Source organism: Reyranella sp., from assembly GCF_965229815.1.
Lineage (GTDB): Bacteria > Pseudomonadota > Alphaproteobacteria > Reyranellales > Reyranellaceae > Reyranella.
The window spans coordinates 1,381,303-1,405,840 of record NZ_CBDDJN010000002.1; the positions used below are offsets into that span (position 1 = coordinate 1,381,303).

Below are 24,538 nucleotides of genomic sequence, written 5' to 3' on the forward strand. Positions count from 1 at the left end.
CGTCGGTCGTCTCCACGGCCGGCTCCTAGCGCGGCATCCAGACGCGCACCAGCGACAGCAGCTTGTCGACGTCCAGGGGCTTGGCGAGATAGTCGTTCGCGCCCGCCGCCAGGCATTCCTCCTGGTCGTCCTGCATCGCCTTCGCCGTGAGCGTGATCACCGGCAGGTTGCGGAGCTGCGGACGGCTGCGGATCTCGCGCGTGGCCGTGAGCCCGTCCATCTCGGGCATCATCACGTCCATCAGCACGAGGTCGACCGGCCGCTCGCCGTTGACGCGCGGCCGGTCCAGCTTCTCCAGCGCCTCGCGGCCATTGCGTGCGATGTCGATGGCGACGCCATGCGGCTCCAGCACGCTGGTCAGCGAGTAGATATTGCGCACGTCGTCCTCGACGATCAGGACCCGGCGGCCCTCGAGGGCAGCATCCCGGCTCATCGACTGGACCAGCATCTGCTGCTGCTGCTCGGGCAATTCCGAGACGACCTGGTGGAGGAACAGCGCCACCTCGTCGAGCAGCCGCTCGGGCGACTTGGCGCCCTTGATGATCACCGACTTGGAGTACTTGCGCAGCCGCAGCTCCTCGTCGGCCGACAGGTCGCGGCCGGTGTAGACGATGACCGGCGGGAAGGCGAAGGCCTCGTCCTGGCTGAGCTGCTCCAGCAGGTCGAAGCCGGAAGCGTCGGGCAGGCTGAGATCCAGCACCATGCAGTCGAACGTGGTGCTCGACAGCTGCTCGAGCGCCGCTGCGGCGGTCGACGCGCCCACCGTCTCGATGTCGCGGGTCTTGAGGAGCAGCTGCAGGCTCTCGAGCTGCGTGTCGTCGTCCTCGACGATCAGCACGCGGCGGAGCCGCTCCGTCCAGCGCTTCTCCAGCCCTTCCAGCGCCGAGATCAGTCGATCGCGCGTCACCGGCTTCTGCAGATAGCCGACGGCACCGAACGACAGGGCGGTCTCGGCATGGTCGTTCACCGAGACGACGTGGACCGGGATGTGCCGCGTGCGCAGGTCACGCTTCAGGCGGTCGAGCACCGACAGGCCGGTATGGTCCGGCAGGTTCATGTCGAGAAGCAGGGCGTGCGGCACGTACTGGCGCGCCAGCAGGACGCCCTCCTCGGCGGTGTCCGCGTGCAGGCACTGGAAGCCGAGCTCATGGGCAAGGTCGTAGAGGATGCGGGCGAAGGCGATGTCGTCCTCGACGACCAGAAGGATGCGGCTGTCCCCGCTCAGCTGCTCGCGATCGTCGTTGAAGGGCCGAGGCGCGAGGGGCCGCGGGGCCGGTGCACGGGCGGGCGCCGGACGGGCGGCGGTATCCGCGGGAACAGGCGGGCTGGCAAGCACGCCGTCGGCGGCCGGCGCCGGGGCGGGCTCGAGTCGCTCGGGCAGCAGCAGGGTGAAGGCGCTGCCCTTGCCTTCTGCGCTCTCGAGCTGGATGTCGCCCCCGAGGAGTCGCGCCAGCTCGCGCGATATGGACAGGCCGAGCCCGGTGCCGCCGTACTTGCGATTGATCGTGCCGTCGGCCTGGCGGAACGGCTCGAAGATCGCCTGCTGGTTCTCGGGCGAGATGCCGATGCCGGTGTCGCGTACGGTGAAGGCGATGCGACCGTCGGCGGCCCGCCCGACCCGCAGCGAGATCTCGCCGCGCTCGGTGAACTTGGTCGCGTTGGACAGGAAGTTCTTCAGCACCTGCTCGACCCGCTGCACGTCGGTCTCGATCGCTTCCGGGAGGCCGGGCGCGAACTCGGTCGAAAGCTGCAGCCCCTTCTCGGTCGTCACGACGCGGAAGGGAGCGATCAGTCGCTCGACGGCGCGCACGATGTTGACGCTGTCGATCCGGAGGTCGATGCGGCCGGCCTCGATCTTGGAGATGTCCAGGATGTCGTTGATCAGGGCCAGCAGGTCGTTGCCGGCGCTCTCGATCGTCTCGGCATGCTTGACCTGCTCGGCCGTGAGGGTGCCGCCGCGATTGTCGGCCAGCAGCCGCGCCATGATCAGCAGCGAGTTCAGCGGCGTGCGCAGCTCGTGGCTCATGTTGGCGACGAATTCCGACTTGTAGCGGCTGGCCTGGGCGAGCTCGCGCGCCTGCGCCTGCAGCGTCGCCTGGGCGCGGCTGAGATCGTCGCGCTGCACCTCGAGGAGACGGGTCTGCTCCTCGAGCTGGGCATTGGTCTGCTCGAGCTCGCTCTGCTGGTGCTCGAGCCTCGCCTGCGAATCCTCGAGGGCGCGGCGCTGCTCCTCCAGCTCGGCATTGGAGGCGCGCAGCTCGTCGCTCTGCACCTGCAGCTCCTCGGTCTGCCGCTGGGTCTCCTCCAGGAGCTCCTGCAGGCGGACGCGGTACTTGGCCGAGCGCACGGCCACGGCGATCGATGCGGCGAGCTCCTCGAGGAGCGCGATGGCACGGGGATCTGCGGATCCGACGAAGCCCAGCTCGACGACGGCGTTCACCTCCCCGTCGACCCGGGCGGGTGCCACGATCAGCTCGCGCGGCTTGCCCCGGCCCAGGGCGGAGCCGAACGCCAGCTCGCCCTCGGGCAGGTCGCGCGCGACGAAGGACCGCCCGTCCTTGATCGACTGGCCGATCAGTCCTTCGCCGGGCTGTATGCGCTCGGGCACCGTCGTGCCGGCGGGGATCGCGTACAGGGCGGTGCGCTCGTGGCCGCCGCCCTCGCGCACGAAGAAGGCGCCGGCCTGCGCGCCCAGATACTCGGCGAGGAAGCGCAGGATGCTGTCGCCCAGCCGGGCAGGGGGCTGCTCGCCGCTCAGCGCCTGGGAGAGGCCGACCTGGGCGGCCTGAATCCATTGCTGGTCGCGCATGGCGATCTTGTTGCGGATGAAGGCGTAGCCGGTGGCGGCCAGCACCCAGATGCCGATGATGCAGAAGGCGCGGTTGATGCGGGCGACCTCTGGCCGGACCGCCTCGTCAGTGCCGATCGCATAGCCGAGGACGATGAGAACGGTGGCGATCGCGGCGACCGCGAAGGGCGCCTGCGGCCGCCAGGCGAGATAGGCCGCCGCTGTCGAGAGCAGGTAGAGGATCCAGACCGCGATGCCCAGCGGGACGATCAGGTCGCCGAGGAAGGTCAAGGCCATCAGGCAGGCGATGCCGCCGTAGATGGCGGGCTCGGACAGCTGCCGGGAAGCGAGATTGGTCAAGGAAGGGTCCTCAGGGAAAGCGCGGCTAAGGGCGGCGGCTCGACGCCGCGGGCGACCGGCAGCGGGCGACTGGCAGTGGGCGACTGGCACCCCCGGCGACACGCGCTGCCCGTCCGGACCGGGATCCGGGCGGTTCGCGGGACGGCCTGATCGTCGGCGAAGATGTCAGGAAGGGGAGGGGAAGGGGCTGAGACGAAGACCACGATCTGATCGTGCGGGCTGAGAGCTTTGTCCGGGAAGGACACTGCTAGGGGACGGGACGACACAAGACAACGCCGGCGGGGTCGGCAGGTTGCATCCCGTCGGAGGGTGGCGAACCTACGTCGAGCGGACGGCGGCGGCGAAAGCGTCGAGGGACCAGGTGTTCCGGGCCTGGACGCGCGGCAGGTGCAGGGGATCCTGTGCGAGATCGGCATGGCCGGGTTCCGCCGAAAGCCCGATCTCGTAGCCGCATCGGCGCACGATCCGCAGGAAGCGTTCGTCGACGGCACTGTCGGATGCGGCAAAGGAGCAGCAGGGACGCCCCAGCGCCCGTTCGAGCGTGGCGCGGGACCGCGCCGCCTCCAGGGCGAGGTCGCGGCTGGGCAGGTCGGCGAGCGGGCGACCATCCGCCAAGCGGCTGCCGAACCCCGCTCCTTCGGCGGCCAAGTCCCGGATCTGCTCCCAGCTCAGGAACTCAGCCGACCGGGGTCGGGGACCGCGGCAGCAGAGAAGGTCCGGATCGACGAACAGCTCGGCGGCGAACCCCTGTTCCCGCAGGACGGGCCAGACGGTCTGGGGGAAGTCGCCACGGGCGCCTTCGAACACGATCATTACCGGCCGGCCGGCGAAGGGCCGGCGGTCCGCGAAGTGCCGGTGAAGATCGGCCGAGGTCACCGTCCAGTAGCCCTCGCTCTTCAGCCAGCGCATCTGCCGCTCGAATGCGTCGAGCTCGGGACGCTCCGGGGAGGCGCCACCGCCATAGGCGAGGATGGGAAGGCGCTCCGTCCGTCCCGTGCCGGGCTTCGGGGTAGTCTGGTGCGTCTCCGCGCGGGCCCCGGACGGGGCGGCAGCCGACGGGCGCCCCGCCGGGACGGCGCGCGCAGCCATGCCACGGCCTTCGGCGATCAGCGCATCGAGGGCGCGGCCGGCGGCGCCCAGGCCGCCGGCGGCGGCCAGGGCCGCCTCGCCCAGGGCATGACGGGCCAGTCCGCGCGTCCCGTGCCGGGGCCATCCTCGGGTTGCCAGGTCGACGCCGAGACGCGCGCCGGCCCGCGCGCCGGCGAACCAGAAGGACGGGCGGCGCAGCCACCGGCCGGCTCGGATGACCGGGCCTATTCCCACCGAGTCGAGGGCGAGGCGCATCGTGTCGCCGGTCGACAGGTGGCCGAGCGCCGGCGCCTCGGCGCGGGCAAGGACGCGGCCGGCGTGGCGGAATTCGACCAGCACCCGGTCGACCCGATCGGAGACCAGGATCGGGGTCGGACGGTCGATCTCCTGGCGGACCAGCAGCGAGGCGCCGGCCGTGGTGCGATTTCGCGGATGCGGCGGCCTCAGCAGGTCCGGTTCGAGCAGGAAGCCGAGTTGCCGCGCCAGGCCCGGCCGGCCGGCGGCCGCCTCGACGGCCGGCAGCAGCGCGGCGACGCGGGCGGCGAGCTGCGGGTCGTCGGGCAGCTCGTCCTCGAGCCGCTGGGCGCCGAAGGCCACGCCCGAGAGGATCGTCTGCCGGCAGCGCTCGACCAGGTCGCCGTGCCGGTCGGGCAGCGGCAGCAGAAGGTCCAGGCCATGGCCGCCCTGGCCGATCTCCGAGGCGGCGAAGGACAGGGCGTGGAGGCCGAGCGCCATTTCCTTGCTGCACAGGGCCGGATCGACGCCGCCGGCATGCTGCGGCGAGGGATTGACCGCGCGGGAATCGGCGCCGTAGGCGCGGTCGACGACGCGCAACGTGTCGGCCAGGGCCAGCCTGGTCTGCATCGAGAGCGAGCCCGCCCGCATGCGGTAGAGCGCCAGGATCTCGGGCACGGGCCGGAAGGGCACGCCGGTGCGGGCGATCCGGATGAAGAAGTCGAGATCCTCGGCGGCCCGAAGGCTGTCGTCGAAGCCGCCCTGCTCGACGACCAGCGCCCGGTCGACCACGGCGCCGTGCATCGCGATGGCCCAGTCGCGGGTCAGACGTTCGAAGGGGGCGACGGCCACGTCGGCGGCGAACCAGCCGGGGCCTCGCCGGCCGTCCGGCGTGAGGCGCCGCGACCCGCAATAGGCTACCTTGGATCCGTCCGTCTCCAGCCGGCCCAGCATGCGCGCCATGAAGGGCGGCTCGATGAGGTCGTCGGCGTCGAGGAAGAGAAGCCATCGGCCAGTCGCGGCGGCAATGCCGCGATTGCGGGCCGCGGCGGCGCCCTGCCGGAGGCCGAGGGCCGGCAGCAGCCGGATCCGGCCATCGCGCCGCGCCTGCTTCTCGGCGATCGCCGCCGTGCCGTCGGTCGAGCCGTCGTCGACGACCAGCGCCTCCCAGTCCGTGCGCGTCTGGGCGCGCAGGCTCTCGAGGGTCTCGGCCAGCGTCCCGGCGGCATTGTGGGCCGGAATGACAACGGACAGGCTCATCGCGCCGACACCGGCGCCGGCGGAAACGACGGCGCCGGCCGGCCGGCCATGGCCGCCTGCCGTCCCCGATCAGAGGATGGGAAGGACCTCATCGGCCGGAGAATGGCCTTGCTTCTCCGGCGATGCAATTACGCGCGCTGTAAAATCATGACGCGGGACTCGGGCGGCGCGCGCGGATCGCTCAGACACGATGCAGGTCGACATAGGGCATGTAGCGCCAGCGCAGCCGGATCGCGAAGGCCCGGCCGATGAACATGCAGGCGCAGAGGGTGGCGATCTCCGGCGAGAACTGGCGAAAGAAGAAAGGGACAGTCCCGATAAGCGAGCCGGCGATCTCCACGATCACGGCGGCCAGCAGCACCAGGGCAATGCCGAGGGACGCCCGGGCCCGGGGCAGCCGGACCTTGTCGATCTGCTGGTCGACCTGGATCGGCAGGGTGAAGCCGCGCGCGAGGCCGACCGTCAGGCCGATCGCTGCCGCCGCGCCGATGATCCAGGGCGGCTGGTGGGTGCCGAGATGAATGAACGCGAAGGTGAGAGCGCAGGCCCCAGAGGCCAGCGACGGCGCCCACAGGCGCGGACGGGTCAGGGGCCGGTGACGCACTTCGCCCAGGGTGAAGCGCACGCACAGGAGAGCGCAAGCGAACAGCACGAAGTGCAGTACGTTGAACGCCACGGCGGGCACCCTTGGTTCGGCGCTCCCACAGCGCCTGCCGGGCATCATAGGGTCGTTCGGCAGGGCTGGCGACCGCGGCGACGCTGTGACGCGCCCGGCGGCGATGGGGCTACTTGTAGGACGAGATCTCGATCAGGCTGCCGTCCGGATCGCGACAGTAGACGGAGACGATCGGTCCGCGGGCGCCGCGCTTCTCGGTGGGCCCCTCGATGATCGCGACCCCGCAGGCGCTCAGGTGATCGGCCACGGCCTGGGGCGTCGCATCGGCCAGGAAGCAGAGGTCGTCGCTTCCTGCCGCCTCGTGGTCGGCCGTGAACCAGTCGGCCTTGCTGGCCGAGACCGGGCGCAGGTTGATCTTCTGGCGGCCGAACTTCATCGAGGTGCGACGGGTCTTGCCCGGGCCGGGATCGAAATCCTCGCGCGTCATGCCGAGGACGCGCCCGTACCAGGCGGCCGCGACCTCGACGTCGCGCACGTTGATGACGAGATGATCGAGGGCATCGACGACGAGGGCCATGACGGTCTCCGGGGCGGCTCGGACGGCTACGGCTCAGGCTTCCTGGTCCATTGTGGCGGCAGGAGCTGGGTGTTGAGCACGTAGTTCGGGCTGTTGTCGGTCAGCCGCAGGGTGCCGACGAACGGCAGGTCGTACTGGCTTCGAAAGTAGATTTCCGCGCGCTGGGCGATTCCCGGATCGTCGGCCGACGCCGGCGGCAGGAGGCGGCGGAAGGGGCAGGTGAAGGTGGCCGACTCCCCGGGCGCCAGGCCGCCGGCGCCGCGGCGCAGGGTCAGGTCCGTCGCCTCGGCGATGGCGGGCGGCTGCGACGAGCCGCGGACGCTGGCCAGCACGCAGTAGATCCTGAGATTGTCCAGCGCCAACCACGGGCTCTGGTTGCGGACCTCGAAGGCGACTTCGAACGGCGAGCCCGCCGTCACCGCTGCCGAGGAATAGCCTGGTGTCGGCCGCAGCGCCCACAGACCCATCGCGATGCCGGCCAGACCCACCGCCACGAGCGCGAACACAATAACGCCGCGCAGCGTGCGGCCGGCGTCGCGCGCCAGCATCAGCATCTCCTGCTCGAGCGTCGGGGGCGGGGGCTGGGGCGGCGCCGCCCGGCGCCGCGGCTGCCGTCGGCCCTCGGGGGGAGGCGAAAGCGGCAGCCTGCCTTGCCGGGATGTCGTCGTTCTGCGCCGCGTCGCCATGCCTGTCCGGTCCGGTGGCGCGCACCATGCCATCGTCGGGGCGGTGGCGACAGGGCCAAGGTGTGCGACGTTGACGGCTATTTGCGTTGCGGCCCGGGCGAGCCTCTGGCACATCGCCGCCGCTCCGCATTCAGGGAACTCCGATGCCCAAACCCAAGATCGCCATCGCCTGCCAGGGCGGCGGCAGCCAGACTGCCTTCACTGCCGGCGCCCTGAAGAAGCTGTGCGAGGCCCGGATCGGGCAGGATTTCGAGGTGGTGGCCATCAGCGGCACCTCGGGCGGCGCGGTCTGCGCCACGCTGCTCTGGTACGCCTTCATGAAGGGCGAGCAGCCCCTGTGGGGCCGCCTGATGAAGTTCTGGGAGGAGAACACCGCCCAGGGCCCGGTCGAGCACGCCATCAACCGGTTCATCGTCGATTCGGTGCGCCTGGTGAATGCCGGCATGATGCCGACCCTGCAGCTCAGCCCGTCCTCGCCGCTGATGCAGTCGATGATGGACGTCATGACGCGCGGCCAGCGCCCCGGCTTCTCGGACTTCCGCGGCCTGCTGGAGACCCATATCGACTTCGCCGAGATCGCCTCGTGGGGTGCCCGCCCCGGGGCGCCGGTGCTGATCCTCGGCGCCGCCAACGTCACGACCGGCGCGCTGGCCAAGTTCGTGTCCTCGCGCGAGCCGATCCGCGTGGAGCACATCCTCGCCTCCTGCGCCGTGCCCAACATCTTTCCGGCCGTGCAGATCGACGGGCATGCCTACTGGGACGGGCTGTTCTCCGACAATCCGCCGGTCGAGGAGCTGGCGCGGCCGCGCTCGGTCGGCGAGGAGAACATTCCGGACGAGATCTGGCTGATCAAGATCAACCCGACGGCCCGTCTTGCCGTGCCGGTGAAGCCGGGCGAGATCATCGACCGGCGCAACCAGCTCGAGGGCAACATCTCGCTGTTCCAGCAGCTCGGCCATCTCGAGATGCTGAACGACCTCCTCCTCGCGGGCGCCTTCCGCCCGGAGTTCCTGGCGCGCTTCGATCTCAAGGGACCGATCCGCATCCCGAAGTCGTTCCACACCGACGCCGACAAGCCCTACCACATCCCCAGCATCGAGATGCCGGCAGAGCTGCAGGATCTGCTGGATTACGAGGGGAAGATCGATCGCGGCTCGCACAACATCAACCGGCTGGTCGCCGAGGGCGAGAAGGCGGCCGAGGTCTTCCTGCGCGAGCGTGCCCGTACCGTCGCGGCCTCGGCGCTGTCGGAGGGCGAAACGGCCGGCCAGCGCACCTGACGCGCTGCGACGCCGACCGTGGCGTGGACCCTCGGCACCCGTTACGCTCGACGGCAGAGGAGAAGCAGCGTGACCAAGGGTGCCGCGGCGGAGGAGCAATCTGCGTCCCGGCTGATCGACGAGAGGATCCGGGAGCTCGGCGACTGGCGGGGCGAGATGCTGGGCCGGCTGCGCGCGCTGATCCGCGAGGCCGACCTGGAGGTCGTCGAGGAATGGAAGTGGCGCGGCGTTCCCGTGTGGTCGCACGACGGCATCATCTGCACGGGCGAGACCTACAAGAGCGTCGTGAAGATGACCTTCGCCAAGGGCGCCGCCCTCGAGGACCCGTCGTCGCTGTTCAATGCCAGCCTCGACGGCAATGTCCGCCGGGCCATCGACCTTCGCGAGGGCGACAAGGTCAAGGTGACGGCGCTGAAGGCACTGGTGCGCGCTGCCGTGGCGCTCAACGGATCGAAGGTCCGGAAGCGGCGCTGACCCGTGAGCGGCGGCACGGTCCTCGCATGTTGCACCAAGCTTACCGGAGACACTGAATGCTCGATCTGCTGCTGACGCACGCGACCGTCGCCACCATGGCCGACGGCGCCCCGTTCGGGCTGGTGCCGGATGGCGCGGTGGGGATCGAGGGCGGCAAGATCGCCTGGATCGGCCCGGCCGCGCAGGCGCCGCCGGCGGCCGCGGTGCGCGACCTCGCCGGCAAGGTGGTGACGCCCGGCCTGGTCGATCCCCACACGCACATCGTCTACGGCGAGGAGGGGCTGGTCGATTTCGAGATCCTGTCGCAGGGCGGCCAGCGCTGGGACCTCGAGCCGAAGGGTGGCGGCGTCGGCCAGCTCGTCCAGCGCACGCGGCGCCTGTCCGAGGAGGCGATCTACGCCGCCAGCCACGCCCGCATGAGCCGGCTGATCGCCAACGGCGTCACCACGGTCGAGAGCAAGTCGGGAGCCGGGCTCGACCGCGACACCGAGCTCCGGCTGATGCGCATCTCGCGGGCGCTCGGCCGCGACCTGCCGGTCACCGTCGTCTCGACCTTCCTCGGTGCGCACGGGCTCGCGCCGGAATATGCCGGCCGCCGCGACGACTATGTCGACTTCCTGGCCGACGACGTCCTGCCCGAGGCGGTGCGGGAGGGCCTGGTCGACCAGGTCGACGGCTTCTGCGACGAGGTCGGCTTCAGCCATGCCCAGATGGATCGCCTGTTCGCCCGCGCGGCGTCGTTCGGCCTCGGCGTCAAGCTGCACGCCGACCAGTACACCGACTTCGGCGCCGGGGCCGTGGTCGCCCGCCATCGCGGCCTGTCGGCCGACCATCTCGAATTCGCCTCCGAGGCGACGGTACGGGCGATGGCCGAGGCGGGCACCGTCGCGACGCTGCTCGCCGGCGCGCACTATTCCCTGCACGAGACCTGGAAGCCGCCGGTCGACCTTTTCCGCGCGCTCGGCGTGCCGATGGCGCTCGCCACCAACAGCAATCCGGTGAGCTCGCCCACGGTCTCGCCGGCCTCGCAGATGAACCTCGCCTGCTTCCTGTTCCGCCTCACGCCCGAGGAGGCGCTGCGCGGCTTCACCGTCAACGGCGCCCGTGCGCTCGGCCTCGGCGCCTCGGCCGGCCTGATCGCCACGGGCCGCGCCGCCGATCTCGCGGTGTGGGACACCGACGATCCGCGCGGCATCGCCTACCCGATCGGCGGCGCGCCCTGCCTCGCGGTGCTCAAGGACGGCGCGGTGGTGCACGAGGCGCCGGCGCCGCGGCTGGCCCGCGCATGAGTGCCGACGACCTCCTGGCGGCGCTCGATGCCGGCCACGACGCGCGCGTCGACTTCCTGCAGCGCTTCGCGCGCATCGATACCGCGAACCCGCCCGGCGACACGACCCGGGCCGCCGATCTCTTCCGTGCCTTTCTCGACGCCGAGGGGATCGCCCACCGGACCGAGGCGCCGCTCGCCCATGCGCCGAACCTGATCGCGACATTCGAGGGCGGCGCCGGTCCGGGCCGCCACCTGGTGCTGAACGGCCATCTCGACGTCTTCCCGATCGGCGACCGCGCCTCGTGGGCGCGCGATCCCTGGTCGGGCGACATCGCCGACGGTCGCCTGCACGGCCGCGGCACGGTCGACATGAAGAGCGGCACGACCGCGCTGCTGCACGTCTTCGCGGCCCTCCACCGGCTGCGGGCAAAGCTGCGCGGGCGGGTCACGCTCACCGTCGTCTCCGACGAGGAGACTGGCGGCAAGTGGGGCGCCGCCTGGCTGATCGAGAACCGGCCGGACGAGGTGCTGGGCGACTGCGTGCTGAACACCGAACCGTCGGGGCTCGCCACCGTGCGCTTCGGCGAGAAGTGCATGCTGTGGCTGCGCTTCGTCATCGCCGTCAAGGGTGGCCACAGCGCCTATCCCCATACCGGCCAGAGCGCCAACAAGGTGGCGGCGGCCCTGATCCGCGACCTGCAGGAGATCGAGGCGATGGTGCCCGACGAGCCGGCGACCGTCCGCGCCACGCTCGACAGGGAAGAGGTCAGGGCCGCGGCCGATCTCTCGCTGGGCGCGGGGGCGGCCGGGGTGATGCGCCGCGTCTCGGTCAATATCGGGACGATCCAGGGCGGCGTGACGATCAACATGCTGCCGCCCCGCTGCGTGCTCGAGGTCGATTGCCGGCTGCCCGTCGGCATCCCGCGCGCCGCCGTCCTGGCCAGAGCGACGGAGATCGCCGCCCGCCATCCCGGCACGACGTTCGAGGAGATGCTGCCCGGCGGGCCGGAGGCCACCGTCTCCGATCCGACGCACGAGATGATGGGCCATCTGCTGCGCCGCGCGGCGCACGGCCAGGCGAAGCCGCCGCAGCCGATCGTCAGCCTGGGCGGCACCGACACGCGCTTCTGGCGCGCCCGCGGCGTGCCGGCCTTCGTCTACGGCTGTTCGCCGGCCGGCATGGGCGGCATCGACGAGAGCGTGAGCCTCGCGGAGTTCGACCACGTGACGCGTACCCACGCGCTCGCGGCCTGGGACTACCTGACACTTGTCTGACGGGAACGGAGTCACCGCGGCGGATTGAGCATGTCGCCCGGCTCGTAGCGGAAGAGCATGGGACAGCTCGCCGGCGGCTGCTGCGGTGCGCGCGTCAGGCCGTGGCGAGTCACCAGGGCGAGATCGAACACGTCGAGATCGCCGGGCGACAGCGAGACGAAGCAGTGGGATCGGGAATCCGATCCCGGGCCCAGGACTTCGAAATTGAGTCCGCTCGGCCGCGGCAGCGGCACGCCGGCGACGCGCAGGTCGGCATAGACCTTCTCCACCAGGCGCTCGTCCTTCGACGCGATCACCGCCGCGAGCTGGCGGGCGAGCGGACCGCTCACGGTGAAGGATACGAGGTTCTCGTGGATATGCTCCAGCAGGTGCCGGCGCGCCTGCGACAGGGCGATCGAGCGCGCGTCCGAAGCGCGGGCCGGCGTGCGCCGGCCCGTGGCGTGGTTGCAGATGTTGGCGGCCTGCTGCTCGAGCCGGCCGGGCGACGGCATCGGACCGGCAGGGCAGGCTTGCGCCGCGATGAACGCCTCGTCGGTATCGATGTATTGCCACTGCCCGGCCGGCCGTCCGACCAGGGTCGCGACGAAAGTCCCGGCGACGCCCATGTCGGTGGCGTATCGCATCAGCTGGGCGGCACCGGCGCGGGCCAGCCCGAAGGAACGGGCGATGCCGGCCTCCGCATCCTGCCGCGTCTCCTTCTCGACGGCAGCGGCGTCGATGGTGAAATTGTGGAAGGCGACCTGGCCGCCGATCTCGATCGTGCGGCTGGGGCGGATACCCGCCGCGTCGCGCGCCGTGCCTCCGAGGAACGCGAGCGCACACGCCGAAAGGCAGCTGTCGCCCTTGCGCACGACCGTCGCCACGCCGTAGTCGTGCAGCAGGTAGCCGATGGCGATGCCGACGAGCAGGTTGCCGCCGATGCTGCTGAGCTCGATGGTGGCGAGCCGTCCGTCGTCCGTCGGCGGCGCACGGGCCCGGAGCCTGGACAGCGCATCCCTCAACCGTTCGGCGTCTCCCGCCTCGATCTCGCCGGTCAGTCGCAGCGTGTGCAGGACGATCGGAGTCGCGGGATCGAGGCCGGGGATGGTCCTGCTGTCGACGGCCAGCGTGCCCGCGACGGCCGTCGCGGACACGGCGAGCAAAGCGAGCGCGGCCAGGCAGGCCGCGAAACGTCGCCCTCGTGGCGCTACGGCTTGCCCGCGAACGGACAACCGCCTTCGCCCATCGGCCGGAAGGCATCCTTGCCCGGCACGGTGGCGACGATCTTCGCGAGGTCCCACTCGCCCTTCGATTCGGCGGGCGTCTTGACCTCCATCAGGTACATGTCGCGGATGACGCGGCCGTCGGGACGCACCCTGCCGTCCTTGGTCATGAAGTCGTTGATCGGCAGCTCCCGCATCTTGGCCAGGACCGCCTTGGCCTCGTCCGTGCCGGCCGCCTGGACGGCCTTGAGATAGTGCAGCACCGCGCCGTAGGTGCCGGCCTGGATGAAGGAGGGCGGTCGGCCCATCTCCTTGGCGAAGCGGTCGGTGTAGGCCCGGGCCTGCGGATTCATGTCGTAGTAGAAGGGGCTGGAGAGCAGCAGGCCCTGGGCGATCTTCAGCCCGAGCCCGTGCACGTCGGGAAACTGGGCCAGCGGCGCGCTGATGCGCATTCCCTGCTTCATCAGGCCGAACTCGGCGGCCTGCTTGACGGCGTTGATGATGTCGTTGCCGCCATTGGCCACCATCAGCCCCTTCGCCTTCGAGGCCTGGGCCTGCACGATATAGGACGAGAAGTCCGGCGAGTTCAGCGGATGGCGCACCGATCCCAGCACCTTGCCGCCGGCCGCCTGGATGAACTGCGTGGCGTCCTGCTCGATCGCCAGCCCGAAGGCGTAGTCGACCGTGACGAAGAACCAGGTGTTGCCGCCCTGCTTGCTCAGCGCCTCGACGATCGTCTTGGTCTGGCCGTACGTGTCGTAGATCCAGTGGATGGTGTTGGGACCGCAGCCCTTGCCGGTGAGCGCCGAGGTGGCCGCGGCGGTCGGCATGACGATACGGTTCTTTTCCTGCGCCACCTTCACCAGGGCGAGCGCGATCGCCGAGTTCGGGATGCCGATCACCATGTCGACATCCTCGTCGTCGTACCAGCGCTTGGCGATTCCGACGCCGACATCGACCTTGCTCTGGAAGTCGGCCGCGACGACCTCGATGGGCTTGCCCAGAACCGAGCCGCCGAAATCCGCGACCGCGAACTTCACCGAGGCGACGTCGCCGGGACCGGTGTTCTCGGCGTAGGGGCCGGACATGTCGTCCAGCACGCCGATCTTCACCGCCTTGTTCTGGGCCGACACGGGAACGCTGAGCACGCAACACGACAGGACCGCCGCGAGGGCGGCTTTCAGGTATCGCATCGTTTCCTCCCGCAACGTCCTTCAGTGACGTTGTTTTGCGGCACTCTAGCACGGCCGGGAGGGGCTCGCGATGGGGAGGATGGCGGGGCTCGCCCGGGGGGGAGGCCGGACGGTCCGGTTCAGTCCGGGTTGCCGTAGATCTCGTCCTTGCTCTGGTCGGCGACATCGTCGGCGACCGACGCCAGCCAGGCCCTCGCTTCCTTCTCCGACCGGAACATCTTGGCCGGCCGCTTGGACGGCGAGATGTTGATGAACCGCTTGAAGGCCGAGCGCACGATCTCGCCCTTGCCGATCACGGCGAGCGGGCCGCTCGGCTGCGAGAAGGTGTAGGCGCTGAGACGCGCGCCGACCCGCAGCACGTCATTGTCGTCGTAGAGCGGCTTCATCCGGGTAGCGTCGAAGAGCTTGGCGTAGCGCAGCACGTTGGTCGAGGCGAGCGCGTCGAAATGCTCTTCCATGTCCTCGATCGTGACCGGTCCTTCGGCGATGACGTGGATCAGCTTCTGGTCGTGAAGAACTTCCCAGCGAAGCGGCATGTGGGTGTCCTCCTGGCACTCTCCCTGATTGTCGATGTTGCCATGCGTGCCGTCGCGACCGCCAGTGACAACGGGGTCACGAGACTGCAAGGATCGCGGCGCCATGGCCCGCCATTGGGGCCCGCCATTGGGGCATGGTCAGACGACCGGCACCTTCCGGGCGGCGAGCATGGCCGGCGAGATCACGTCCATGTCGAGGGGCACGTGCCAGCGCTTGGTCAGCCGCACCTCGGGAGCGGCGTTGCCGGCCGTGACCGGGCCGTCGCCGCCCTCGAGCACGAAGCCCTCGTAACCCTTGTCCATGACCTCGTTGCATTTTTGCACATAGACCGGGAAGCCGCCGATATAGGGCATGAACACGCGCGGCCGGCCGGGCACGTTGGCGCCGACGTACCACGAGCTGCAGGTCGAGCGCAGGGACACCTGGCTGACCTCGTTGACATGGTCGACCCAGTCGTCCTCGTCGGCGACCCGCGGCTCGAAGGTGCGGGCGCCGACGTCGCGCATGTGCGCCATCAGGTCGACCATCCAGTCGACATGCTGCTCGATCGCCTGGATCATGCTGGCCAGCACCGAGGGGCTGCCCGGTCCGGTGATGAGGAACAGGTTGGGGAAGCCCGCCGAGGCGAGGCCGAGAAAGGTGCGCGGCCCGGCCTTCCACTTCTCGGCCAGCGTCAGCCCGCCGCGGCCGACGATGCGCATCCTGTCGTAGGAGCCGGTCATGGCGGCGAAGCCGGTGGCGCAGACCACCGCATCGAGCGGGTAGGTCTTGCCGTCGACGACGAGGCCCTCTTCGGTGAAGCGCTCGATCGGCGTCTTCGACACGTCGACCAGCTTCACGTGCGGCTTGTTGTAGGTGGCGAAGTAGTCGGTATCGACGCACAGCCGCTTGCAGCCGAACACGTTCTCCGGGCAGAGCAGCTCGGCGGTCGCCGGATCCTTCACGATGCTGCGGATCTTGTCGCGGGCGAAGTCGGCGATCGTGTCGTTGGCCTCCTTGTTGAACAGGAGATCGCCATAGGCGCCGAGGAAGGGCAGGCCGCCCTTGGCCCAGAACTCCTCGTACTGCCGCTGCCGCTCGTCGGGCGTGGCCTCCAGCGCGGGCTTGGCGTTGAAGGGGAAGTAGAAGCCGGTCGGCCGCGAGCGGGCCCTGGCCCGCAGCGCCGGATAGTCGGCCTTCACCTTGGCCACATGGTCGGGGTCGTGCGGCGCGTTGTAGGCCGGAACCGAATAGTTGGGCGTGCGCTGGAACACCGTCAGCGCACTGGCCTGCTCGGCGATCAGCGGAATCGACTGGATGGCCGACGATCCCGTGCCGATCACGCCGACGCGCAAGCCGGTGAAGTCGACGCCTTCCTTGGGCCATTCGCCGGTGTGGTAGATCGCACCCTTGAAGTCCTCCATGCCGGCGAAGGGCGGCTTGTTCGCCGAGGACAGGCATCCCACCGCCATCAGGCAGAACCGGGCCTCGACGCGGTCGCCGCGGTCGGTCTCGACGACCCACAGCGCCCGCTTCTCGTCGAAGGTCGCCGTGGTGACCCGGGTCTCGAAGCGGATGTCGCGGCGCAGGTCGAAGCGGTCGGCGACGTGGTTGGCGTAGGCCAGGATCTCGGGCTGCGGCGCGTACTTCTCCGTCCAGTTCCATTCCTGGTCGAGTTCTTCCGAGAACGAGTAGGAGTATTGCAGGCTCTCGACGTCGCAGCGCGCGCCGGGATAGCGGTTCCAGTACCAGGTGCCGCCGACGCCGTCGCCGGCCTCGAAGCAGACCGCGCTGAAGCCCATTTGACGCAGGCAGTGCAAGGCGTAGAGCCCGCCGAAGCCGGCGCCGACGACGACGGCATCGGCGGTGGCGGTCGGCGACGGGCGGGTGTTTGCGGTGATCGGGGACTGTGTGCTCATGGCGTGATTTTTTGCCGATCGTGCGCTCGCCGCAAGCCGCCGGGCGCAAGGCCGCGCATCTGCGTTCGCTTGGCGGTCCGGCCGTCGCGATTGTCGCCACCTCTTGCGCGTCGGGCGGGCCCAACCGAAAATCACCATCAGAGGGCGGTGTCCGGTTGCGGATCGCGCTGGCGACGGCCGGCGTGGACGCCTGTGGCCGCGCCGTGAAGGGCGTCGCTGTGGATCAGTCTCCGACAACCATCGACTTTCGTGCCGTGCTGCTCGGCCTGCGCATCGACACACGCGGGCTGGAGCATCCGGACACGATAAGCCTGTCGCCGCTCACGCTGCGGGTCGGCCGGCACGGCGTCGCCTTCGCCTTCCGCTTCGGCGTCGTGGTGTTCGCCGGCGTGCCGCTGGCCGACGAGGGGCCGGTGCTCGACGTGCTGCGGCCGCGGGTTGTCGATCCGCTGGAGATCGCCGAGGCCGACCGGCTGACGGCGACCCTCAATGCCGGCGGCGAGGACCGGCTGGAGCCGACCGGCGCGCTCTTCCTCAAGGACGCGACCCCGGAGCGCCTGCAGGTCGTGGCCAACGTGCTGGCCAAGAGCCTGGTGCTGGCGCATCACGAGACCCGGCTGGCCGTCGTCTTCGACCGCATCGACGTCCTGGCCATGGAGATCAAGCGCAGCGGGCGCGGCATGCGCCATGCCCGCGAGCTCGTCCGTCAGGTGGGCGACAGCCTGCTGACCCAGCACCGCATGGTCGGGCGCGTCGCCGTCGAGGACAAGCCCGACATCCTGTGGGACTGGCCCGAGCTCGAGCGCCTCTATGCCCGGCTGGCCGACGAGTACGAGCTGCTCGAGCGTGGCCGCGCCGTCGACCGCAAGCTGACGCTGGCCGGCGACACCATCCGCACCCTGCTCGAGCTGGTGCAGAACCAGCGCGCGGTGCGGCTGGAATGGTACATCATCATCCTGATCGCGATCGAAATCCTTCTGTCGCTCTACGAGATGTTCATCCGCGGCCACTGAGCGTCCGACGGGCGATGCCCGCGGGCGGCTGGCGTCAGGCCACCGCCTGGCGCCGGCACAGGCAGGAGGCGCGGATCGGCACCTCGGCGCGGGCCATCGCCAGGTCGAGCCGGGCCTTGATCAGCGGCGCCTCGACCTTGTCGCCGCGCCGGCTCAGGCACTCGTGCAGCCCGTGCAGGCTCCAGACATTGTCGGGATGCTGGCAGGAGCGGCTGAGCTTGCCGTCGAAGCCGAGATCGGCGCGGTAGACCGCCTCGGCCTCCTCGATGCGCCCCTGCTCGAGCAGCAGGGCGCCCAGCGCGTGGCGGGTCGGCTGCATCCAGCCCCAAGGCTCGTCGTAGGGCAGCGAGTCGTCGAGCTCGACGGCGCGCCGCAGATGGGCGAAGGCGAGATCGTGGTTGCCGCGGCGGTACTCGAGCTCGCCGGTCAGCATCTCCTCGGCGATGGCCAGCAGGTCGGGCATGACGTTGTTGTGCACCCGCCGCGTCTCCGGCACGCGCGCCCGGGCGGCGCGGAAGGCGGCGCGCGCCGTCTCCGCCTCAGCGATCTCGCCCAGCACGGAATGCGCCACGCCCTTGGCATAGAGCATCATGGCGGTGGTCGAGCAGTAGAGATCGCGGTCGGCGGGCAGCTCCTGGTCGATGATCTCGCGCCACTTGCCGAAGCGCACCAGCACGTGCTGCTTCATGGCGAGGAAGGGCTCGATGAAGTCGGCCATGGGCGGCGAGGGCACGCGCAGCAGCGCCTCCGGCGTGGTGTCGATCAGCTCCTGGGCCGCCTCGATCGCCGGCGTGTACTGGCCGAGGAACATGGCGCCGTAGACGACGAAGTGGTGGTTGTGGTTGCGGTAGAGCGTGTAGAAGTTCATCGCCCCGTCGCGGGCCACGAACTTGCGATCGGCGGCAACGGCCTTCTGATTGTAGACGACGACATCGTGATAGTTGCCGCACAGCACGTCGATATGGGTCGGCATGTGGACCAGATGGCCCGAATCCGGCACAAGCTCGCGCAGCCGGTCGCCGGCGCGCAGCGCGCGCTGCGGGAAGGGCGACATCTCCATCAGGTGGACGTAGAGGTGCAACAGGCCGGGGTGGTCCCAGGTCGCCGGCAGATCTTTGAGCGCTTCCTCCAGCACCGCCATGGCCTCGGCCGTGCCGGCGTCCCGGGCGACGCCGCCGGTGCCGAGATCCCACATCTGCCACGGCGTCTCGTTCATGATGGCGTCCGTGAAGACGGCGCGGACGTCGAGGTCCTGCGGGTGCTGCCGGAAGACCTCGCGCATGAAGTTGGTGAACGCCTTGTCCCAGCCCGACTGGTCCTCGATCGGGGTGCGCTGGGGATAGCGGGCAGGCAGGGCGGCGATCAGGGCCTGCTCCACCGGCGTCGCTCCCGGCGCCGCGGCGACCGCCTTCTCCATCGCGTCGTAGGAGGCCGCGAGCGCCCGGGCCTTGCCCTGCGGGTCGTAGAGGATCCAGGGCAGGTTGTAGTTGGGGCCGGAGGCGTAGGAGACGCCCCAGTGCGCCATCGCGCAGTCGGGATCGTGCGCCAGCGCCTGGACGAAGCACTTGATCGCTTCTTCGTGGTTGAAGGCGTAGAGCCAGTTCAGGCCGCGATCGAACCAGGTCTGGGCGTCCGCCGACCGGGTGGTGATGACGCGCCCGTACGCACCGAGATCGTAGTAGTCCATGGCGTCGCTCCGCAGCTGCTGTCGGCGGCACGGTAGCACAGGCCGCGCGGCCGACGCTTCCCTGGCCGCCGAAGGTCCGGCATATCATCGGGTCTTCATGCACCCGTTGTCATGGCGCGGCCGTACCGACAGGAGGAGCGAATGATCCTCCTTCTCGTCTTCGTCGCGCTGGTGCTCGGCTACAGTCTGGTGTCGCGCCGGCTGGACGGGACCGTGGTCACGGGACCCATCGTTTTCACGGCCGCGGGAATCGCGGTCGCCCTCATGGCCCCCACCGACCTGGCCGAGGGCTATGGCCAAGCCATCTTCCTGCATCTCGCGGAACTGGGGCTTGTCCTGCTGCTGTTCACGGACGCGGCGCGCACCGGCCTGTCGTCGCTGTGGAGCATTCGCAGCCTGCCGGCGCGGCTGCTGCTCCTGGGGCTGCCGCTGACGGTGGCGCTCGGGACGGCCGCGGCGTGGCTGACGCTGCCCGGTCTCGGCCTCCTCGAGGCGGCGATCCTGGCCGCGATCCTCGCGCCGACCGACGCCGGTCTCGGGCAGGTGATCGTGACCAGCCCGAGCGTGCCGCCGACCGTCCGGGAGGCCCTCAATGTGGAGGCCGGCCTCAACGACGGACTGTCGGTGCCGTTCCTGCTGTTCTTCATGGCCGTGGCGGCGGCGCCGCTCGAGGGCACGGCGGCGAGCCTCGGCCAGTTCATGGTCGAGCAGCTCGGCTACGGCGTGGCGGTCGGAGGCGCCATCGGCCTGGCCGGCGGCTGGCTGCTCGGCCAGGCGTCGAGGCGCGGCTGGATGTCCGACGTCTTCGCCCAGGCCGGCGTGGTCGCCCTCCCGGCGCTGTGCCTCCTCGTGTCCGACCAGGTTGCCGCCAGCATGTTCATCGCCGCCTTCGTGGCGGGCCTGTGCGTGCAGGTGGGCTTCGACGCGGCCGGGCAGCACAGCCTGGCGTTCGGCGAGGTCTGGGGGCAGATCCTCAACCTCTCCGTCTTCTTCCTTTTCGGGATTGTGGTCGTGCGCAGCGCGACCTCATTCGATCCTGCCATGCTCGCCTACGCGGTGGCGAGCCTGACCGTGGTTCGCATGCTGCCGGTGGCGCTCGTGCTGGCCGGAAGCGGTCTCGGCTGGCCGACCCGGATGTTCATGGGCTGGTTCGGCCCGCGCGGCCTGGCTTCGATCGTGCTGGGCCTCGTCTACCTCGAACGCGAGGTCCATCTGCCCGGCGAGTCGACGATCCGACAGGTCACCATCCTGACCGTCCTGCTGAGCATCCTGCTGCACGGGCTGAGCGCGCGTCCCGGCATCGCGCTGTACGCCCGCCTCAGCGGTGCACCATCAGGAAGGCGACCAGGGTCGCGGTCGCGGTGACAAGGGCGCCCCAGCCCATGTCGACGACGGTGAGCGTCGTCGACCAGCCGCGCAGCACCGCCTGGTTGGTGAGGTCGTAGGCGGCATAGACGAAGAGACCATAGAGCGCGCCGTAGCACGCGGCGGCGAGCCAGGTGCCGGCGCCCAGCGCCGCCGGCACGGCGAAGGTCGCGATGCCGGCCGCGTGCAGGAGATAGAAGAGCACAGCCGCCAGCCACACCGGATCCTCGCGCATCAGGGGTCCCAGACGCGCCTTGTAGAAGTCGCGGCCGATGAAGCCCAGCCAGATCCCGTCGAGGACGGCCAGCACGAGGAGCGCCGACAGGAAGCTCAGGCCGAATGTCCGCATGGTCTCACCCTGGATGTCGGTTCGTGGGCATCGGCCAGATACGCGCGGAGCGCCCGACCGGATGAGCCATGCCATGCAGGGCATCCATGCGCGTCGTGCGTCCTCTCCGGCCGGCGGGCGGGAGCAACCGGTGGCGGACGGCGCCGTTGCCCGCCACCCGAAGCAAACCCAGGAGATGACGATGGCCACGCCGCGCGAGCTTGAGGAGAAGTTCTGGTCTGCCCTCGAGTCCGACAGGACGGTGATGCTGGGCCTCGACGGCGTGGAGGACGGTCACGCCCGCCCCATGACGGCCCAGCTCGACGGCGGCCGCGGCCCGATCTGGTTCTTCACCGCGCGCGACAATGCGCTGGTGCAGAAGCTGCCGCAGGGCAACCGGGCGATCGCCACCTTTGCCGCCAAGGACCACGATCTGTTCGCCACCCTGCACGGCGCGGTCTCCATCGACACCAGCCGCGCCAACATCGACCGGCTGTGGAACCGCTTCATCGCGGCCTGGTACAAGGGCGGCAAGGACGATCCCAACCTCGTGCTGCTGCGCTTCGACGCCGAGAAGGCAGAGGTCTGGCTCGACGCCTCCAGCATCGTCGCCGGCATCAAGATGCTGCTCGGCGCCGATCCGCGGAAGGACTACGAAGACAAGGTCGGCGAGGTCGACCTGCGCCGATAGCGAGGCCGGCCGGTCCGGCTCAGGGCTCGAAGCTGAAGATCCGCTTCCAGTCGGACTTCATGCTGATCACGGTCCAGCCCTTGGCCTTCGCCTCGTCGTACAGCGCCTGCGTGAAGGTGCCCACCCGGGAATCCGGCAGGCCCTGGGCCGGACCGTAGGCGTACTCGCGCACCGCATCGTCGTGCAGCACGAGCATGCCGAGGCGGGCGCCGTTCCCGGCCGTCGTGTACTCGAGCATCTGGCGGTCGCCGGTCGAGTTGCCGAAGGCGGCGTGCGGCCGCCGGCCGATCATCAGGTAGATGCCCTCGGGCTTGCCGGCATCGTTGTCGTTCAGGAGCAGGCGGGGTTCCTTGGTCAGGAACGGCTTGCCGTCCTTGTCGTAGCCGTACTTGGTGGCGGCGGCGGTCCCCACGACCTGCTCCACCGGGATGCCGTAGGTGGCCTCGGCGTAGGCCCGCACGAAATCCTGGCCGCCGCCGGTCACGATGTAGGTCTTGTAGCCGCTGGCGCGCAGGTACTTCATCAGCTCCTGCATCGGCAGGTAGGTAAGGTCCGTGTAGGGGCGCTTCCAGCGCGGATGACGGGCCGTCTCGAGCCACTGCCGCGCGCCCGCGCGGAACTGATCGACGCTCACGCCGGTCAGCGTCATGGACAGGAGCTTCAGCAGGTCCTCGTCGCTCAGCTTGCCCATCGCCTCGCGATCGCCCGACAGGACCGTCTTGAACGGTTCGACGCCGGCCAGCTCCGGCTTCTGCCTGACCAGGGCCGGCACCTGCTCGAGGCAGTAGACGATCTGGGTGTACAGCGGATGCTCGACCCAGAGCGTCCCGTCCTGGTCGAAGGTGGCGATACGCTCGGCGGGCGGCACGAAGGTCGGGCTCGCCTGGTCGGTCGTCTGCTTCACGAAGGCCAGGATCGCCTGCTTGGCCGCACCGTCGTTCCAGGAGGGCAGCGGGTCGGTCTGCGCCCGGGCGGCCGGGCCGAGGCCGGAGGCCAGGACCGTGAGCAGGCTCGCCAGTGCGGCGGCGAGAAAGCGCGAACGGAACATCATCGTGGCAGCCTCTCCTGTTGCGCCGAGCCTAGCATGACGACCGATGACGATCCGGACGAGGCGGATGCGCGTCCTGCATCGAACGGCGGCCTTCCCTCCTGTCGCGGAGGCTCGACTCGTCTATGATGTCGGCCTGCGAAGGGAGGCAGCCATGCCCGACAAGAGCTGGGAGATCGCCGGCGAGTACATGGAAAGCTGCAACTGCGACTATCTCTGTCCCTGCATCTTCACCAATCCGCAGGCGCCGGCGACGCACGATCATTGCACCGCGCTGATGGTCTATCGCATCGACCGCGGCCGCAGGGGCGACGTGGTGCTCGACGGCTTGAAGTTCGCGCTGGTCATCCGCTCCAGGCGCGTCATGGCGGACGGCGACTGGGTGTTCGGCGTCGTCGTCGATGACAAGGCGAGCGAGGCGCAGCGCAAGGCGCTGGCCGCGATCGCCGGCGGCGAGGCCGGAGGGCCGCCGCAGATGATCCGGGACAATCTCGTGAGCGATTTCCGCGGCGTCGAGTTCCATCCCATCGCGTTCACGATGGACGGGCTGCGCCGCGCCGCGGCGATTCCGGGCGTGCTGGCCTTCGAGATCGAGGGCGTCGCCTCGCGCAACCGGTCGGGCGAGCCGTACTTCATCGACAATACCGCCCATCCCGCCAACCGCCGGCTGGCGCTCGCCCGGGCCAGCAAGACCGAAGTGCAGGGCTTCGGGCTCAGCCTCGGCCTAGCCGGCAAGGGCAACAACGGCCACTTCGCGCCCTTTGCCTGGTCCGCCTGACGGCGCGCCGTCGCGGCCCATCGAGCTGCTGCTCGGGCCGCGCGTCGCGATCCTGGCCGCCCTCGCGGCGCTGACGTTCGTCTGCTGGCTCTGGCTGGCCGACGAGGCGGCCACCATGGCGGCCATGGATCCGGCCATGACGATGCCGCCCAAGGGGTTGCACGACCTCGTCCTGCTGTTCGTGATGTGGTGGATCATGATGGTCGGCATGATGCTGCCCAGCGCCGCGCCGATGATCCTGACCTTCGCCGCCGTCAATCGCCGCCGCCGCGCCCGCACCCAGCCCTACGTGCCGACGGCGCTGTTCGTGGCCGGCTATCTGCTGGCCTGGGGCGGCTTCTCGTTCATCGCCACGCTGGCGCAGTGGGGCCTCGAGAGCGTGGCGCTGCTGTCGCCGATGGCGATGGCCGCCACCGCGCCGTGGCTCGCCGCGGCCCTGCTGCTGGCGGCCGGCCTATACCAACTGACGCCACTCAAGAATGCCTGCCTCGGCCTCTGCCGCTCGCCGTTCGACTTCGTCGTCAACCACTGGCGCGACGGGTCTGTCGGAGCGCTGCGCATGGGCCTCGGTCACGGCCTCTATTGTCTCGGCTGCTGCTGGGTCCTGATGGCGCTGCTGTTCGTCGGCGGCGTGATGAACCTGCTCTGGGTCGCCGCTCTCACCGCGATCGTGCTGGTCGAGAAGCTGCTGCCCTTCGGTGCCTGGACGGCGCGGATCGCCGGCGTGGCGCTGATCGGATGGGGCCTCGGCCTGCTGCTGGCCGGCCGCTGAATCGACCTTGACGATGCGATCCACCTCATCTCATCCGCGCGCGCGAATGTCGTAGGTCGCCGGAGGGCATGATGAGATTGGCTGGTTCCAGCCAATCTCATCATGCTTTATCGCCTC

21 protein-coding genes are annotated in these 24,538 nt (G+C 70.0%); 9 read left to right on the forward strand and 12 right to left on the reverse strand.

What is annotated here, in order from left to right:
- Positions 1-25 precede the first annotated feature (25 nt).
- The 5 genes from ACO073_RS07055 to ACO073_RS07075 form a co-directional block, all read right to left on the reverse strand.
- The gene (locus tag ACO073_RS07055; protein ID WP_421996447.1) at positions 26-3,148 is read right to left on the reverse strand and encodes a response regulator; all 3,123 of its coding nucleotides are present in this window, start codon (positions 3,146-3,148) and stop codon (positions 26-28) included.
- A gap of 318 nt (positions 3,149-3,466) precedes the next feature.
- A complete protein-coding gene (locus ACO073_RS07060; RefSeq protein ID WP_421996448.1) occupies positions 3,467-5,731 on the reverse strand; it encodes a glycosyltransferase in 2,265 nt (754 codons plus the stop codon).
- A 181-nt stretch (positions 5,732-5,912) separates the two neighbouring features.
- A complete protein-coding gene (locus tag ACO073_RS07065; protein ID WP_421996449.1) occupies positions 5,913-6,407 on the reverse strand; it encodes a hypothetical protein in 495 nt (164 codons plus the stop codon).
- Positions 6,408-6,516: 109 nt separating this feature from the next.
- Positions 6,517-6,924: a VOC family protein gene (locus tag ACO073_RS07070; RefSeq protein ID WP_421996450.1), complete on the reverse strand. Its 408-nt coding sequence runs from the start codon at positions 6,922-6,924 to the stop codon at positions 6,517-6,519.
- Positions 6,925-6,950: 26 nt separating this feature from the next.
- The gene (locus tag ACO073_RS07075; RefSeq protein ID WP_421996451.1) at positions 6,951-7,472 is read right to left on the reverse strand and encodes a hypothetical protein; all 522 of its coding nucleotides are present in this window, start codon (positions 7,470-7,472) and stop codon (positions 6,951-6,953) included.
- 281 nt (positions 7,473-7,753) lie between these two features.
- Between ACO073_RS07075 and ACO073_RS07080 the strand changes: the two genes are divergently transcribed.
- From ACO073_RS07080 to ACO073_RS07095, 4 genes are all read left to right on the forward strand, one after another.
- On the forward strand, positions 7,754-8,890 hold the full coding sequence (locus ACO073_RS07080; RefSeq protein WP_421996452.1) for a patatin-like phospholipase family protein: 1,137 nt from the start codon (positions 7,754-7,756) through the stop codon (positions 8,888-8,890).
- 69 nt (positions 8,891-8,959) lie between these two features.
- The gene (locus ACO073_RS07085) at positions 8,960-9,364 is read left to right on the forward strand and encodes a DUF1801 domain-containing protein (protein ID WP_421996453.1); all 405 of its coding nucleotides are present in this window, start codon (positions 8,960-8,962) and stop codon (positions 9,362-9,364) included.
- A gap of 56 nt (positions 9,365-9,420) precedes the next feature.
- Positions 9,421-10,653, forward strand: a complete 1,233-nt coding sequence (gene hutI, locus ACO073_RS07090; RefSeq protein WP_421996454.1) for an imidazolonepropionase — start codon at positions 9,421-9,423, stop codon at positions 10,651-10,653.
- A complete protein-coding gene (locus tag ACO073_RS07095; RefSeq protein WP_421996455.1) occupies positions 10,650-11,909 on the forward strand; it encodes a M20/M25/M40 family metallo-hydrolase in 1,260 nt (419 codons plus the stop codon). Before hutI ends, ACO073_RS07095 begins: the two co-directional genes overlap by 4 nt.
- An 11-nt stretch (positions 11,910-11,920) precedes the next feature.
- Here the strand turns inward: ACO073_RS07095 and ACO073_RS07100 are convergent, their stop codons facing one another.
- The 4 genes from ACO073_RS07100 to ACO073_RS07115 form a co-directional block, all read right to left on the reverse strand.
- Positions 11,921-13,042: a hypothetical protein gene (locus ACO073_RS07100; protein WP_421996456.1), complete on the reverse strand. Its 1,122-nt coding sequence runs from the start codon at positions 13,040-13,042 to the stop codon at positions 11,921-11,923.
- Between the two features lie 53 nt (positions 13,043-13,095).
- A complete protein-coding gene (locus ACO073_RS07105) occupies positions 13,096-14,304 on the reverse strand; it encodes an ABC transporter substrate-binding protein (protein WP_421996457.1) in 1,209 nt (402 codons plus the stop codon).
- A gap of 119 nt (positions 14,305-14,423) precedes the next feature.
- Complete coding sequence (locus ACO073_RS07110; RefSeq protein ID WP_421996458.1) at positions 14,424-14,840, reverse strand: hypothetical protein; 417 nt, start codon at positions 14,838-14,840, stop codon at positions 14,424-14,426.
- Positions 14,841-14,978: 138 nt separating this feature from the next.
- Positions 14,979-16,739 (reverse strand): flavin-containing monooxygenase, encoded by a 1,761-nt coding sequence (locus tag ACO073_RS07115; RefSeq protein ID WP_421996459.1) that lies wholly within the window; start codon positions 16,737-16,739, stop codon positions 14,979-14,981.
- A 218-nt stretch (positions 16,740-16,957) separates the two neighbouring features.
- Between ACO073_RS07115 and ACO073_RS07120 the strand changes: the two genes are divergently transcribed.
- Positions 16,958-17,752 (forward strand): RMD1 family protein, encoded by a 795-nt coding sequence (locus ACO073_RS07120; RefSeq protein ID WP_421996460.1) that lies wholly within the window; start codon positions 16,958-16,960, stop codon positions 17,750-17,752.
- 34 nt (positions 17,753-17,786) lie between these two features.
- On the opposite strand, the gene ACO073_RS07125 is transcribed toward ACO073_RS07120, so the two are convergent.
- Positions 17,787-19,439 carry a tetratricopeptide repeat protein gene (locus ACO073_RS07125; protein ID WP_421996461.1) on the reverse strand — a complete coding sequence of 551 codons (1,653 nt, stop codon included), beginning with the start codon at positions 19,437-19,439 and terminating at the stop codon, positions 17,787-17,789.
- Between the two features lie 141 nt (positions 19,440-19,580).
- Between ACO073_RS07125 and ACO073_RS07130 the strand changes: the two genes are divergently transcribed.
- Entirely contained in the window at positions 19,581-20,804 is a 1,224-nt protein-coding gene (locus ACO073_RS07130) for a cation:proton antiporter (protein ID WP_421996462.1), read from the forward strand.
- Here the strand turns inward: ACO073_RS07130 and ACO073_RS07135 are convergent.
- Positions 20,758-21,153 carry a DUF2177 family protein gene (locus ACO073_RS07135; RefSeq protein ID WP_421996463.1) on the reverse strand — a complete coding sequence of 132 codons (396 nt, stop codon included), beginning with the start codon at positions 21,151-21,153 and terminating at the stop codon, positions 20,758-20,760. The genes ACO073_RS07130 and ACO073_RS07135 overlap by 47 nt on opposite strands.
- Before the next feature lie 181 nt (positions 21,154-21,334).
- Here ACO073_RS07135 and ACO073_RS07140 point away from each other — a divergent pair, with 181 nt between their 5' ends.
- Positions 21,335-21,823 carry a pyridoxamine 5'-phosphate oxidase family protein gene (locus tag ACO073_RS07140; protein ID WP_421996464.1) on the forward strand — a complete coding sequence of 163 codons (489 nt, stop codon included), beginning with the start codon at positions 21,335-21,337 and terminating at the stop codon, positions 21,821-21,823.
- A gap of 19 nt (positions 21,824-21,842) precedes the next feature.
- On the opposite strand, the gene ACO073_RS07145 is transcribed toward ACO073_RS07140, so the two are convergent.
- Complete coding sequence (locus ACO073_RS07145) at positions 21,843-22,874, reverse strand: HAD family hydrolase (RefSeq protein WP_421996465.1); 1,032 nt, start codon at positions 22,872-22,874, stop codon at positions 21,843-21,845.
- Between the two features lie 151 nt (positions 22,875-23,025).
- Here ACO073_RS07145 and ACO073_RS07150 point away from each other — a divergent pair, with 151 nt between their 5' ends.
- Positions 23,026-23,649, forward strand: coding sequence for a DUF1326 domain-containing protein (locus ACO073_RS07150; RefSeq protein WP_421996466.1), 624 nt, complete (start codon positions 23,026-23,028; stop codon positions 23,647-23,649).
- Positions 23,633-24,421 (forward strand): DUF2182 domain-containing protein, encoded by a 789-nt coding sequence (locus ACO073_RS07155; protein ID WP_421996467.1) that lies wholly within the window; start codon positions 23,633-23,635, stop codon positions 24,419-24,421. Before ACO073_RS07150 ends, ACO073_RS07155 begins: the two co-directional genes overlap by 17 nt.
- The last annotated feature ends 117 nt before the right edge of the window (positions 24,422-24,538 follow it).

Bases quoted from the DNA above. Each gene is read 5' to 3' on its own strand.
- ACO073_RS07060 (WP_421996448.1), bottom strand. From the start codon at position 5,731: ATGAGCCTGTCCGTTGTCATTCCGGCCCACAATGCCGCCGGGACGCTG.
- ACO073_RS07070 (WP_421996450.1), bottom strand. From the start codon at position 6,924: ATGGCCCTCGTCGTCGATGCCCTCGATCATCTCGTCATCAACGTGCGC.
- ACO073_RS07075 (WP_421996451.1), bottom strand. From the start codon at position 7,472: ATGCTGGCGCGCGACGCCGGCCGCACGCTGCGCGGCGTTATTGTGTTC.
- ACO073_RS07080 (WP_421996452.1), top strand. From the start codon at position 7,754: ATGCCCAAACCCAAGATCGCCATCGCCTGCCAGGGCGGCGGCAGCCAG.
- hutI (WP_421996454.1), top strand. From the start codon at position 9,421: ATGCTCGATCTGCTGCTGACGCACGCGACCGTCGCCACCATGGCCGAC.
- ACO073_RS07095 (WP_421996455.1), top strand. From the start codon at position 10,650: ATGAGTGCCGACGACCTCCTGGCGGCGCTCGATGCCGGCCACGACGCG.
- ACO073_RS07105 (WP_421996457.1), bottom strand. From the start codon at position 14,304: ATGCGATACCTGAAAGCCGCCCTCGCGGCGGTCCTGTCGTGTTGCGTG.
- ACO073_RS07110 (WP_421996458.1), bottom strand. From the start codon at position 14,840: ATGCCGCTTCGCTGGGAAGTTCTTCACGACCAGAAGCTGATCCACGTC.
- ACO073_RS07115 (WP_421996459.1), bottom strand. From the start codon at position 16,739: ATGAGCACACAGTCCCCGATCACCGCAAACACCCGCCCGTCGCCGACC.
- ACO073_RS07125 (WP_421996461.1), bottom strand. From the start codon at position 19,439: ATGGACTACTACGATCTCGGTGCGTACGGGCGCGTCATCACCACCCGG.
- ACO073_RS07130 (WP_421996462.1), top strand. From the start codon at position 19,581: ATGATCCTCCTTCTCGTCTTCGTCGCGCTGGTGCTCGGCTACAGTCTG.
- ACO073_RS07135 (WP_421996463.1), bottom strand. From the start codon at position 21,153: ATGCGGACATTCGGCCTGAGCTTCCTGTCGGCGCTCCTCGTGCTGGCC.
- ACO073_RS07140 (WP_421996464.1), top strand. From the start codon at position 21,335: ATGGCCACGCCGCGCGAGCTTGAGGAGAAGTTCTGGTCTGCCCTCGAG.
- ACO073_RS07145 (WP_421996465.1), bottom strand. From the start codon at position 22,874: ATGATGTTCCGTTCGCGCTTTCTCGCCGCCGCACTGGCGAGCCTGCTC.
- ACO073_RS07150 (WP_421996466.1), top strand. From the start codon at position 23,026: ATGCCCGACAAGAGCTGGGAGATCGCCGGCGAGTACATGGAAAGCTGC.